At 56.3% G+C, this 12,570-nt stretch carries 14 protein-coding genes; 8 read left to right on the forward strand and 6 right to left on the reverse strand.

All coding sequences use genetic code 11. The features are described 5' to 3' along the window. Window positions 1–55: 55 nt before the first annotated feature. The 8 genes from QWI16_RS03950 (at window position 56) to QWI16_RS03985 (ending at window position 8,906) form a co-directional block, all read left to right on the forward strand. The gene (locus QWI16_RS03950) at window positions 56–1,411 is read left to right on the forward strand and encodes a S41 family peptidase (RefSeq protein ID WP_302711446.1); all 1,356 of its coding nucleotides are present in this window, start codon (window positions 56–58) and stop codon (window positions 1,409–1,411) included. A 3-nt stretch (window positions 1,412–1,414) separates the two neighbouring features. Further along, window positions 1,415–2,305 (forward strand): divergent polysaccharide deacetylase family protein, encoded by an 891-nt coding sequence (locus tag QWI16_RS03955; RefSeq protein WP_302711447.1) that lies wholly within the window; start codon window positions 1,415–1,417, stop codon window positions 2,303–2,305. A gap of 194 nt (window positions 2,306–2,499) precedes the next feature. Further along, window positions 2,500–2,721, forward strand: a complete 222-nt coding sequence (locus tag QWI16_RS03960) for a DUF6316 family protein (RefSeq protein WP_302711448.1) — start codon at window positions 2,500–2,502, stop codon at window positions 2,719–2,721. A gap of 210 nt (window positions 2,722–2,931) precedes the next feature. After that, window positions 2,932–4,548 (forward strand): glycoside hydrolase family 43 protein, encoded by a 1,617-nt coding sequence (locus QWI16_RS03965; RefSeq protein ID WP_302711449.1) that lies wholly within the window; start codon window positions 2,932–2,934, stop codon window positions 4,546–4,548. Further along, the gene (locus tag QWI16_RS03970) at window positions 4,545–5,642 is read left to right on the forward strand and encodes a glycoside hydrolase family 26 protein (protein ID WP_302711450.1); all 1,098 of its coding nucleotides are present in this window, start codon (window positions 4,545–4,547) and stop codon (window positions 5,640–5,642) included. The genes QWI16_RS03965 and QWI16_RS03970 overlap by 4 nt, the downstream gene beginning before the upstream one ends. Window positions 5,643–5,653: 11 nt before the next feature. Then, window positions 5,654–6,373, forward strand: a complete 720-nt coding sequence (locus QWI16_RS03975) for a phytanoyl-CoA dioxygenase family protein (RefSeq protein ID WP_302711451.1) — start codon at window positions 5,654–5,656, stop codon at window positions 6,371–6,373. A 23-nt stretch (window positions 6,374–6,396) separates the two neighbouring features. Next, window positions 6,397–7,950, forward strand: a complete 1,554-nt coding sequence (locus QWI16_RS03980) for a sugar porter family MFS transporter (RefSeq protein WP_302711453.1) — start codon at window positions 6,397–6,399, stop codon at window positions 7,948–7,950. Then, on the forward strand, window positions 7,947–8,906 hold the full coding sequence (locus QWI16_RS03985) for a Gfo/Idh/MocA family protein (RefSeq protein ID WP_302711455.1): 960 nt from the start codon (window positions 7,947–7,949) through the stop codon (window positions 8,904–8,906). Before QWI16_RS03980 ends, QWI16_RS03985 begins: the two co-directional genes overlap by 4 nt. A gap of 10 nt (window positions 8,907–8,916) precedes the next feature. Here the strand turns inward: QWI16_RS03985 and hisF are convergent, their stop codons facing one another. The 6 genes from hisF to QWI16_RS04015 all read right to left on the reverse strand — a co-directional run bounded on the left by hisF (window position 8,917) and on the right by QWI16_RS04015 (window position 12,426). Next, a complete protein-coding gene (gene hisF / locus QWI16_RS03990; RefSeq protein ID WP_302711456.1) occupies window positions 8,917–9,690 on the reverse strand; it encodes an imidazole glycerol phosphate synthase subunit HisF in 774 nt (257 codons plus the stop codon). A gap of 2 nt (window positions 9,691–9,692) precedes the next feature. Continuing rightward, window positions 9,693–10,427, reverse strand: coding sequence for a 1-(5-phosphoribosyl)-5-[(5-phosphoribosylamino)methylideneamino]imidazole-4-carboxamide isomerase (gene hisA / locus QWI16_RS03995; RefSeq protein WP_302711458.1), 735 nt, complete (start codon window positions 10,425–10,427; stop codon window positions 9,693–9,695). A gap of 23 nt (window positions 10,428–10,450) precedes the next feature. Further along, the gene (hisH, locus tag QWI16_RS04000; protein WP_302711459.1) at window positions 10,451–11,092 is read right to left on the reverse strand and encodes an imidazole glycerol phosphate synthase subunit HisH; all 642 of its coding nucleotides are present in this window, start codon (window positions 11,090–11,092) and stop codon (window positions 10,451–10,453) included. A 3-nt stretch (window positions 11,093–11,095) separates the two neighbouring features. Continuing rightward, window positions 11,096–11,689 (reverse strand): imidazoleglycerol-phosphate dehydratase HisB, encoded by a 594-nt coding sequence (gene hisB / locus QWI16_RS04005; protein ID WP_302711461.1) that lies wholly within the window; start codon window positions 11,687–11,689, stop codon window positions 11,096–11,098. An 86-nt stretch (window positions 11,690–11,775) separates the two neighbouring features. Beyond that, on the reverse strand, window positions 11,776–12,093 hold the full coding sequence (locus QWI16_RS04010) for a DUF3301 domain-containing protein (protein WP_302711462.1): 318 nt from the start codon (window positions 12,091–12,093) through the stop codon (window positions 11,776–11,778). Between the two features lie 120 nt (window positions 12,094–12,213). Continuing rightward, a complete protein-coding gene (locus QWI16_RS04015; protein ID WP_302711463.1) occupies window positions 12,214–12,426 on the reverse strand; it encodes a cold-shock protein in 213 nt (70 codons plus the stop codon). Window positions 12,427–12,570 lie beyond the last annotated feature (144 nt).

Here is a 12,570-nt window from a genome sequence, read left to right on the forward strand (position 1 = left end):
ATCAAAAAAGGGTTACACTGCGCTCCTAACGACGCGCACCATGCAGGAGAACAACATGCGCTTTGCTTTGTTATTCGCACATATTGCGGCATTGGCCTGCCTGATCAGCTTCCAGGCAGTGGCCGAGACAGATCCGGCTCAAGAGCTCCCCGACGTCGAGGGGGCTCAAGGACTGCTGCCGTTGGAGGATCTGCGTACCTTTACCCGTGTCTATGACCACATTCGTTCGAGTTACGTGGAAGAGCTCAGCGACTCAGAACTACTGGAGTACGCTATTAAGGGCATGATGGCGGAGCTCGATCCGCACTCCGCTTACCTGGACGCTGAATCCTTTGAAGACTTGCAGGTCAACACCTCCGGCGAATTTGGTGGCCTGGGCATTGAAGTGGGGATGGAAAACGGTTTCGTGAAAGTGGTGTCTCCCATCGATGACACCCCCGCGCAAAAAGCCGGTATTGAAGCCGGCGATTTGATCATCCGCCTGGGAGACCAGCCGGTGAAGGGCATGACCCTGAACGAGGCCGTCACCATCATGCGCGGCCCCAAGGGCAGTGATTTGACGCTCACCATCGTCCGCGAGGGTATCGACCAACCCTTTGACGTCGTTGTTACCCGCGACATTATCAAGGTGCGCAGCGTACGCACAAAAATGCTCGACGATGATTATCTCTACCTGCGCATCGCTACCTTTCAGGTCAACACCGGCCGCGATCTACGCGAAAAACTGGAAGATACGCTGAGTGAACGCCCCAACATCAAAGGCGTCATTCTCGATCTGCGCAACAACCCCGGCGGCGTACTCCAGGCCTCTGTCGATGTGGCAGACACTTTTCTCGATGGCGGTCTCGTGGTTTACACCGAAGGGCGCATAGACAGCAGCCACAGCCGCTACAACGCCAATCCGGGCGATAGCACCGCCGGCCTGCCGCTGGTGGTACTGATCAACGACGGCTCAGCCTCGGCGTCGGAAATTGTCGCCGGCGCCCTGCAGGATCAAAAGCGTGCGGTCATTATGGGCACCCGCAGCTTTGGCAAAGGCTCAGTGCAAACCGTGGTGCCGATTACCGAAAGGCGGGCCATCAAGCTCACCACTGCCCGCTACTACACTCCCGGCGGGCGCTCCATCCAGGCACAGGGCATTGAGCCGGATGTCATCGTCGAGCGAGCTAAGGTGACCGCCGTCAAGCCCGCCCTGCGCACCACCGAAGCCGACTTGGCAGGCCATTTGAACAACGGCAATGGCGGTGAGGAGATGGGCAGCAAGGCACGCAAGGAACGTCGCAGCGACAGTGCGGCGCTGCTGACCAATGACAATCAGCTGCACGAAGCTCTGAATCTGCTCAAGGGCCTTAGCATCTTCCGCCAGCAGCATCTCGCCGAGGCCACCACCGAGACCCTCGGGGAGCCCTGAGGCGTGCCAAGGCGACTGCTGTGCGTTGCACTGCTGTGCCTGAGCCTTGGCGCTCAGGCAAAATCCAGCGCCAAGCTCGCCATTATTATCGACGATATCGGCTACAACCTGACTCAGGGTAAGCGCTCTGCCATGTTGCAGGGCGCCTACACGCTGGCGATTCTCCCAAGCACCCCTCATGGCCCCACACTGGCAAGACTCGGGCGCGACTCCGGCAAGGAGCTGATACTGCACACCCCCATGGCCAATATCGCCGGCCTGCCATTAGGGCCCGGTGGACTGGAAAATGGCATGAGCCGCGCCGACACCCTGGCGGTACTGCGCGCCAGCCTGGACGAACTGCCGGGCATTACCGGCCTCAACAACCACACAGGCAGCGCCTTGACCACCCAGGCGCGTCCCATGGGCTGGGTGATGGGCGAGGCCGCCAGGCGCAAGCTGTTTTTTATCGACAGCCGCACCACCGCATCCAGCCTGGCTTTAGACGTCGCGCAGGCCTATGGCCTGAAAAGCGCCAAGCGCGATGTGTTTCTCGATCACTCGCGCAAGCCGGCCGATATTCGCCATCAGCTCGAGCGCGCCATTCGCATCGCAAAGCGCGAGGGCCAGGCCATTGCTATAGGCCACCCTTACCCAGAGACACTTGAGCTGCTGGAGCAGGCCGCCGACTGGTTTGAGCTCGAGGGCATAGAACTGGTGCCCGCCTCTGAAGTGGCCAGTCACAGCCCACCCTCCTCGTCTTTTTGTCCCGCCCCTCCGCAAATGCTGCGAAGCCTGCTCATCGCCGCGGTCCCTCCACGGCTACACCGGTGGTGGAGCCCGCTTCAGCTCATAGAAAACGGTTATCAGGCCCTTTTCTCAGTATATAAAGACGATATAAACAATCCGGGATGATGGGCGTATAATCTCACAGAGGTGTTCGTATAAGGTTTGGCAGCCAACGAGGCTACGCGTCTTTGCGAACCACTGAGCCATAAAAATTGTTACTATTAAAAAGGCTAGGATCTGCGCGACTGTCGCGCCCCGGTTTTCGCGATGACAATAGGCGGCACCGGCGTCAGGGACCTCTAATACTTAAGGTGGAGACTATGAGTCAGAACAGAGAAGGCGAGCAGGGCAACGTCCCCCACAGAAGTGGTCGCTTTGTGGAAAAATCCGGTTACTGGTACTACCAGACACGCGAGGGCGTGGACATCGGCCCTTTTGATTCCCGGGCCGACGCCGAAGTTGGCGTTGGTGAGTTTATAGATTTTATTTGCGCCTCAGCGCCCGAGGCGGCAAAGATTATTGAACGCTACCGCGCAGCTTGATCGTCACCCACTAAGCTGTTTTGTCTGAAGCCTTTGTCCTAACCATGGCACGCCTCACCCCTGGCGTGCCTGGGGCCAGAGGCTGATCATCCCCCTCTCAATAAAATTCTTGACCCTTTCCGAATAGGCCTGTTATCGTTAACATTAACGATAAAAAGGCGTCATGATAGTATCGAGCCGCCTCCCGTTCACCCAAATGCAAACGAGCGTATGAGACCAGGCCCAATCAACAACCCCATCCTACCCGGCTTCAACCCGGATCCCTCCATTGTCAGAGTGGGCGATGACTTCTACATTGCCACCTCGACCTTCGAGTGGTACCCGGGAGTACAGATCCACCATTCCAGAGATCTTATTCACTGGCGTCTGGCCAGCCGGCCGCTAAACCGGCCGACCTTGCTGGACATGACCGGCGAGCCCGACTCCTGCGGGGTTTGGGCGCCTTGCCTGACATACGCCGATGGCAAATTCTGGCTGATTTACACCGACGTTAAGCGCTTCGACGGTAATTTCAAAGACACTCATAATTACCTGACCACTTGCGAGACGATCGATGGCAGCTGGACCGACCCCGTTTACCTGAACAGCAGCGGCTTCGATCCCTCGCTGTTTCACGACGATGACGGTCGCAAATGGCTCCTCAATATGATCTGGGATCACCGACCTGAGCGCACCTTCTTTGGCGGTATTGCGCTGCAGGAATACGACCCAGAAGCAAAAGCGCTGTTGGGCAAACCAGTCAACATCTTTAAGGGCTCGGAGCTGGGCTTCACCGAGGGACCACACCTGTACAAACGCAACGGTTACTACTATCTACTGACCGCCGAAGGGGGCACTGGCTACACCCATGCGATGACCATGGCCCGTTCAAGATCTATCACCGGCCCTTTTGAGCTGGACCCAGCTGGACACTTTGTATCAGCCAAAGACAACCCGGAACTGAGCCTGCAACGCTGTGGCCACGGCGACTGGGTGGAGACACCGAGCGGTGAATTCTACGCGGTACATCTTTGCTCGCGCCCCTTGGCTCATGACAACCGCTTCAGCCCGCTTGGCCGGGAAACAGCGCTTCAGAAAGTTTTCTGGAACCAAGACGACTGGCTGCGATTGGACAATGATCAGCAATTGCCGCAGGCTCAGGTCTCACCTCCCAAACTGAAACTACACCCCTGGCCAAACCAGCGCACGCACTTTTATTTCACCGAATCCGCACTGCCAGAGGTGTTTCAGTGGCTGCGTACACCCTACCCGGAAAAACTGTTCAGCCTGAGCGACAGACCCGGTCACCTGCGCCTGTATGGGCGCGAATCTCTCGGCAGCCTCTACCACTCGTCCTTGGTGGCCATGCGCCAAACCACTCTGAGCTACTGCGCCCAAACCTGCGTCGAGTTCGCCCCCGAATCTTTCCAGCAAATGGCTGGACTCGTGTGCTACTACAACTCGCAAAAATTTCACTACCTCTATCTCAGTGGCGATGACAGCGGTCAACGTCACCTGAGCATCATGTCCTGCCTGGCTGAACTCTCACTGACCGCCCATTTCCCACTGGATCCAATACTTTTACCCACAACAGGAACGGTGCATCTACGCGCGCAGGTCACTCGCGACACATTGATCTTTAGCTACAGCCTGGATGCGCAGCAGTGGCGGGAGCTCCCGGTTGCCCTGGACTACCGCCTACTATCGTGCGAAGCCGGCAAAGGCGAGGGCGCCAGTTTTACCGGCACTTTTGTCGGCATGGCATGTCAGGACTTGACTGGATCGAAGCTAAGTGCCGATTTCAGTCACTTTTTGTACGACGACACCACCCGAGGGAGTAATACATGATACGAGCGACAATTATAACAGCCCTCCTGTTCTTGCTGCCGGCTTCCGGCACAACAGCGGCGGCTCTGGAGGATGGCATCTGGGTAATGGTCGGGCAAAACCTGCGCGCCACCAGAGCCTACTACTACGACCAGCGTATCCCACAGCCGGCGGGTTACTCCGATTACATTTCCTACGATGTCGGCGCCGCTTACGCAGACAATGCGCCCGATGCCCCTAAAAAATATCTGGGCAACGACGCACTACTCAGCTCGACTAACTGGGGCTCTGGCAAACAGTGTGTAGATTGCCTTTTACGCGAAGATAATTTCAAGCCCTCCGTCATCAACATTGGTATGTATCTCGCGGGCCCGGCAAACAAAAAAGGAGAGCTGTGCCGGGCCGAACCCCATTGTAACCTGAACAAAATCGCCAGAGGCGACTACGATCACCTGCTAACAGAGCTCGCACTTTGGCTGAATCGCATTGATGCGCAGGTACTGCTTCGCATCGGCTACGAATTTGACGGCGCCTGGAATAACTACGATCCGACTCAGTACAAGAAGGCCTTCAAGCATATCCACCGCTACTTGCATCATGAGGGCGTTGACAACGTCGATTACGTCTTTCACTCAGCAGGCTACGCGAGCCGAGACACTCTCATAGCTTATTTTCCCGAACCGGATGAAAGCAGCGAGCGTTACGTCGACTGGATTGGCTATTCGTACTTCAACCTCGACCCAAACGCGCCCGGCAAACACGAACTGGCTCTCGCCCGTGAACTGGGCGTCAAAGCGTTTATCGGCGAAGCGGCTCCGCACTCCGGTGACTGCGCCGATCAGATAGACATTGCCACAGAACCGGCGCAAGCGATCGAATGGATCGATCAGTTTTTTGTGCATATAGAGAAAAACCGAGATGTAATCGGAGCCATCGCCTACATCAATGCCGACTGGTCCGACGTCAGCTATTCGCCCATGTGGACTGAGCAAAGTGATCAGGGTTGCAATGGCTATTTCTCCCAGTCCAATTCACGACTGAACGATAACCACGCCGTCGCGCAACACTGGAGCAAAAAGATAAGCCAGCCCGGCTTCATTAACAGACAGCCTTAATAGGTACAGCCATGAACACCCAAGAACTGGCCAAGAATTTCTGGCGCGACGGATACCTTGTGCTGGAGGATTTTTTCTCCGCACAACTAATGGACGAGTATCAGGAGCTGATTTTAGATCACTTTGGTGCCAGTCCGGATTTTTTACACACCGATGAATTCCTGCAAAAATCCGCTACTGAGGTCATACCCTGGTTTCCGCAACAAGAGGGGCGGCACCAGTTCGATACCGTCGAGCAGGATACCCGTCTAACGACGTTGACCGACGCTATTTTGGGCGAGGGCTGGTACCCGCTTTACTGCATGACCATGTTTTCCCGTCAGGGCACCAAAGGCCAAGCTTGGCACCAGGATTGTGACCCGCAACAAAACGCCGATAAATTCAACGTCAACCGGCTGATTTATACCGAGGATATTCGCGAGTCTATCGGCGGTCAGACACTGGTTATCCCGGGTTCCCATAGACGCGGCACCATTACAATTGGCGAAGTGGACGAGGACTTCCCCGACCAAGTGACCCTGACACCATGCAAGGGAACTCTGGTATTGCTGCACGGGCATACTTGGCACCGAGTGCGGCCGGTGGTGGGCGGCTATCGGGTATCAACCAACTATCGCTGCTGCCCCAAAGGCACACCGGAGGAGATTACCGATATTTGCGTTTACCGCAACATGCGCTATCAGTTTGCCACCAGCTCGATTGTCGAAGACAGACTGGCTGGCGAGGTATAACATCCTTAACAGAGCTTATAATAATGACTCACTCTCTCTACGCGTTTAGGCTAGCCGTCATTGTTTCCCTCGGCGGATTTCTCTTTGGCTTTGATGCCTCCGTGATCTCAGGCGCGATCAATTTTATCGGTGCGGATTTCAACCTCACCGACTGGCAGCTGGGCCTAGTGGTCGGCGCGCCAACCCTTGGCGGCATAATCGCCGGCGCCAGCTCGGGGCCGCTGAGTGACCGCTTTGGTCGCAAACCCATTTTACTCCTGATCGCCATCCTTTACGCCATCTCGGCAGCATTTTCAGCGCTGGCACCTGATTATTTCAGTATTTCTCTAGCCCGGTTTATTGGCGGCCTGGGCTTCGGCGCGCTGAGCCTCGCGCCTATTTACATCGCCGAAATCTCACCCCCGGCAGTGCGCGGGCGCATGGTGTCGATCAATCAACTGAACATTGTCATCGGCTTTTCAGCCGCTTATTTTGCCAACTATGCACTTTTGCAAATAGCAAACTCCGGCAGCGAATGGAGTCAAACGCTGGGCATTGATCAATACACCTGGCGCTGGATGCTTGGCATTGAAGCGGTGCCGGCGGTACTCTACGTTTTTATGCTGACGCTGATACCCGAAAGTCCTCGCTGGCTGGTACTCAACAGCAAGTCTAATCAAGCGCAAAGTGTTATCAGCCGGCTGCAGCCGGGCTGCGATCCAGTACAGGAGATCGCGGCGATCAACGCCACCCATCACACCCGGTTTGAGCCCTTCCTTACCCGGCTCAAACAATTGTTTAAACCCAGCGTCAGGCTGGCGCTTGTTGTCGGCCTAGTGATTGGCGTAGCTCAGCAGATTACCGGCGTCAATGCTATTTACTTTTACGCGCCAACGATTTTTGAGCAAAGCGGAATCGGCACCAATGCCGCCTTCGCCCAAGCGATCTGGGTAGGCATTACCAATGTCCTTTTTACCATTGTCGCGATGGTGTTGATTGAGCGTCTTGGCCGGCGCCCGCTGCTGCTTATCGGTCTTACCGGGGTGATTCTCAGTATGTTGGTTTGCACTTATGGCTTTAAACAGGCCAGCTATGTCATCGACGATGTAGCCGCCATTGAAATCGACAGCGTTGAAGTCAAACAAAGGCTTGTGCCTCTCGAGGGTCTTATTTATAGCACCGATGTCGCCTTTAAAAATGCACTGCGAGAGCATCTTTCTGAGAGTGAGTTACGTAGTTTACAGGGTCAGATCATTGCCGCCGCGACCAACATGAATCCCTATTGGATATTGCTGGGGATTTTGGGGTTTGTCGCCTCTTTTGCGGTATCTCTCGGACCCGTCATGTGGGTCCTGTTGTCGGAGATCTTTCCCAACCACTTGCGCGGAATCGGTATGGCGTTTGTCGGCATGATCAATAGCGCTGTCAGCTATGCCGTTCAGGTTGTCTTCCCCTGGGAGCTGTCAACCATCGGTGCGGCCTACACCTTTCTCGCTTATGGGGGCTTTGCCCTGGCAGGCCTTATACTGGTGTACTGGTTGCTGCCGGAAACCAAAGGCAAGACGCTTGAAGAACTGGAGCAGACCTTCAAACGATGAAAAAGATTCGATGGGGCATTCTCAGCACAGGACGTATCGCCAATCAATTCGCGGCCGACTTCTGTGCGGTACGCGGCGCCAGTGTGCACGCTGTCGCTGGTCGCCAGCTAGCAGCCGCCGAGCAGTTCGCCCACAGGCACCAAATACCCAATGCCTACCAGGGCTACGAGGCACTTTTCAGCGACCCAAACATCCACGCTATTTATATTGGCTCTCCACACTCGCTGCACTTCGAACATGCTAAGCGAGCACTCGAAGCGGGCAAAGCAGTCCTGTGCGAAAAGCCTTTAACCATTAATTTCGACGAGTGCTCTCGCCTGCAAAAAATAGCAGCCGACAATAACGCCTATTTAATGGAGGCTATGTGGACTTATTTTTTGCCGGCCATAAAAAAAGCACTGGCGTGGGTAGCGGATGGCCGCATCGGAAAGATCAAACACATCAAAGCGGATTTTGGTTACCCACAACGCCCCTACGACGCCTCCAGGCGCGAATACGACAAATCACTCGCCGGCGGCTGCCTGCTGGAAATGGGCGTGTATCCGGTGGCCATTGCCTGGCTGTTCCTGCGCCAGGACCCGGAGTCCATTCAGGTATCCAGCCGTTTGGCACCCAATGGGGTAGAGGACGACCTCAGCTGGATAGCCAAGTATCGAGATTGCACCGCGACGCTAGGCACCTCGTTTCGCTGCAAACTGCAAAATTGGGCCTACATTATTGGCGATGAGGGCTACATTGCCATACCCGATTTTTGGCGGGCGCGGGAATGCTCCTTCTATGTGCTGGATGAGCGGGTGGAACGATTTATCGACAACCGCCAAACGCAAGGGCTGTGTTTCGAAGCCCAGGCGGTCACGGATGACCTGCTGCAAAAGAAAACCTCACCCTCGCAGGTCACCGCCGAGGATAGCTTGGCCTTTGCCCGACATATGGATTGGATTAGGGCCCAGTTTTAAGCCCCTCGCGTTACAACCGGACTTCGATGCCCTGCTCGCGCAAATAGGCTTTGGCTTCGGGCACCGTGTACTCGCCAAAGTGGAAGATGCTGGCAGCTAGCACCGCATCGGCCCGCCCCTGGGTAATACCATCGGCCAGGTGCTGCAAATTGCCCACCCCGCCCGAGGCAATAACCGGAACCGGCACAGCATCGCTAATAGCGCGGGTCAGCGCTAGGTCAAAACCGTTTTTCGTACCGTCTCTGTCCATGCTGGTCAGCAGGATTTCACCGGCCCCATAGTCGCTCATGCGCGCAGCCCACTCGACGGCATCAATGCCGGTGGGGTTGCGACCTCCGTGGGTAAAGATTTCCCAGCGCAGAGGCTCGCCTTCGCCACTGACTTGCTTGGCATCAATAGCGACGACAATGCACTGAGCGCCAAAGCGATCCGACGCCGCCTTGACGAAATCCGGATTGTGTACGGCCGCTGAGTTAATGCCCACTTTGTCGGCACCGGCGTTTAACATGCGGCGGATATCATCGTTGCTGCGGATACCGCCGCCCACTGTCAGCGGAATAAAAACTTCGGCGGCGATGCGCTCTACCGTGTGTACCGTGGTATCGCGCTGCTGGTGGCTGGCGGTAATATCGAGGAAAGTGATCTCATCGGCGCCGGCCTCGTTATAGCGCTTGGCAATTTCCACCGGGTCGCCGGCATCGCGAATATCGACAAACTGCACGCCTTTGACAACGCGGCCATTGTCCACATCCAGGCAGGGAATAATGCGCTTAGCCAATGCCATGGTTAGGCCACACCGTCGCAGTAGGCCTGAGCCTCAGCCACATCGAGAGTGCCCTCGTAAATGGCCCGGCCGGTAATGGCGCCGCAGATACCTTGCCCGCTTTGGGCCTGCAGAGCGCGAATGTCTTTCATGTTGGTGATGCCGCCCGAGGCAATCACGGGAATACTGGAGGCTTGTGCCATGGCGACCGTGGCCTCGACATTGACGCCCTGCATCATGCCATCGCGGGCAATATCGGTGTAGACAATGGAGCTGACACCATCGGCCTCAAAGCGCCGCGCCAGATCCGTCGCCTTGATGTCCGACACCTCGGCCCAGCCGTCGGTAGCAACCCAGCCATCTTTGGCATCGAGACCAACAATGATATGGCCGGGAAATTCGCGGCACATCTGGGTCACGAACTCCGGCTCTTTCACGGCTTTGGTACCGATAATCACGAATTCAACGCCGGCCTGAAGATAGTGCTCGATGGTCTCGGCCGAGCGAATGCCACCGCCAATCTGGATCGGCAGCTTGGGGTAGGCGCGGGCAATGGCGGTTACCACTTCGCCGTTAACCGGTGCGCCGGCGAAAGCGCCGTTCAAGTCCACCAGGTGTAAGCGGCGACAGCCGGCGTCCACCCACTGGGTGGCTACGGCCACAGGGTCATCGGAAAACACCGTGGAATCGTCCATCAGGCCCTGGCGCAAACGCACGCACTGGCCGTCTTTCAAATCGATGGCAGGAATAATCAGCATGTAAAACTCTCTTTGTTAAACGATCAGCGCTGACCGTTCCAGCGAACAAAATTGTGCAGTAACTGCAGCCCTGCGGTATGGCTCTTTTCCGGGTGAAACTGCACAGCAAATAAGTTATCCCGCCCAAGCGCTGCCGCAAAGCGCACGCCGTAGTCGCAGCGGCCCATCACCTCGGCGCCGGTATCCTCTACGTAGAAACTGTGCACAAAATAAAAGCGACTCAATTGATCAATACCGGCCCACAGCGGGTGCTCCGTTTGCTCCACCTGGTTCCAGCCCATATGCGGCACCTTGAGCGGCTCGCCATTGCTACCGGTAAGCTCATGACCGAAAAAACGCACTTCGCCGGGAAACAAATCGATGCAGTCAGTGCCGCCACTCTCCTGGCTGTGCGTCAGCAGCGCCTGCATGCCCACGCAAATACCCAAGACCGGTTTACCCGAGGCGACCTGCTCGCGCAACAGCTTATCGAAACCCAGCCGGCGAATTTCGCCCATGCAATCGCCAATAGCCCCGACACCGGGGAAAATCACCCGCTCGGCCGCGGCTACTTCAGCCGGATCGCTGGTCACTGTTACTCGCTGGTCGCACACTTTGCCCAGCGCACTGGCCACCGAGTGCAGATTGCCCATGCCATAGTCGATGACCGCTACTGTCTCTGCCATGGATTACAGACTGCCCTTGGTCGAGGGGGTGATCCCAGCCATGCGCGGGTCTTCTTCCAGCGCCAGGCGCAGGGCGCGACCGAAGGCCTTAAACACCGTTTCAATCTGATGGTGAGCGTTCTCGCCGCGCAGATTGTCGATGTGCAAGGTCACCTGGGCGTGGTTGACGAAGCCCTGAAAAAACTCCCAGAACAGTTCGGTATCAAACTGGCCGATTCGCTTTTGGGTAAAAGGTATCTGCATAATCAGCCCGGGACGCCCGGAGAAGTCGATCACCACGCGGGACAGGGCTTCATCCAGCGGTACGTAGGCGTGCCCGTAGCGCCGAATCCCTTTTTTATCTCCGACGGCGCGGGCAATTGCCTGGCCGATGGTGATGCCGATATCTTCCACGGAGTGGTGATCGTCGATGTGGGTGTCGCCCTGACAGGTCACTTTGAGATCAATCATGCCATGGCGGGCGATCTGATCCATCATGTGCTCTAAAAAGGGCACTCCGGTGTCAAACTCACCACAACCAGTACCATCGAGATCCAACTCAACACTGATTTGGGTCTCCAGGGTATCCCGGCTAACTTGCGCTTTGCGCTCTGACATGATGTTCTCCGACTAACAGCCCGGGGGCAAAGGGCGAATTATAAAGGTTTGGCACAAGGCAGTGCCAGTAGGAAGGACCGGCGGGGCTAATGCACTCGATGGGGATCGAGCTGGATGGCCTCGATGCGCCGGCCCAGCATAATCACCCGGCCGGAGTAACGATCTTCACCGGTTGAGGTGAACTCGAAGTAAAAGGCACGCCATAGGCTGAGCGCCCCCGAGCTGTTGCGCTTGAACCACAGCCGGCGCAAATAGACGCTCTGATCGAGCATTTGCACGTCCATTTCCCGGCAGTGACGCACAGCGGCGGCAAAGGCCAGATCCTTGGTTTGCAGCGCCCGCCACCAGTAATAACCGATGGCAATGAGCGCAAAACACCAGATAACAACAGTCAAATCAGACAAGGGGTCTACCTTTACACAACACAAAAGCGCCCCTGGCCGCCAGAGCGACCAAGGGCGAGATATACCGGAAGAGCGCTCTGAGCGCCCGGCGAAGGCGACGGCCTTCGCGCTATTATACGGCTATACGGCGGTAACGTTTTCCGCCTGAGGGCCTTTCTGCCCCTGAACCACTTCAAAGGTCACGTTCTGACCTTCAAGCAGGGTTCTGCGGCCACTGCCATTGATTGCCCGGAAATGGACAAACACATCCGGGCCACCTTCACGCTCGATGAAACCATAACCTTTTGCATCGTTAAACCATTTAACGACACCAGAGACCAATTGATCAGACATAACGCCCTCTTGCTTCCTTACGCCGACAAACTCGGCTTACTTACCACCCCGCGCTGGCAGATTGTCGAAAACGTGCCACCAGACACGAGACCTACGAATTCACGATCGATCAAAGGCGCTTGTCAACTTTGGTCGAACACAATC

This window comes from Gilvimarinus algae (genome assembly GCF_030518215.1).
Taxonomy (GTDB): domain Bacteria; phylum Pseudomonadota; class Gammaproteobacteria; order Pseudomonadales; family Cellvibrionaceae; genus Gilvimarinus; species Gilvimarinus algae.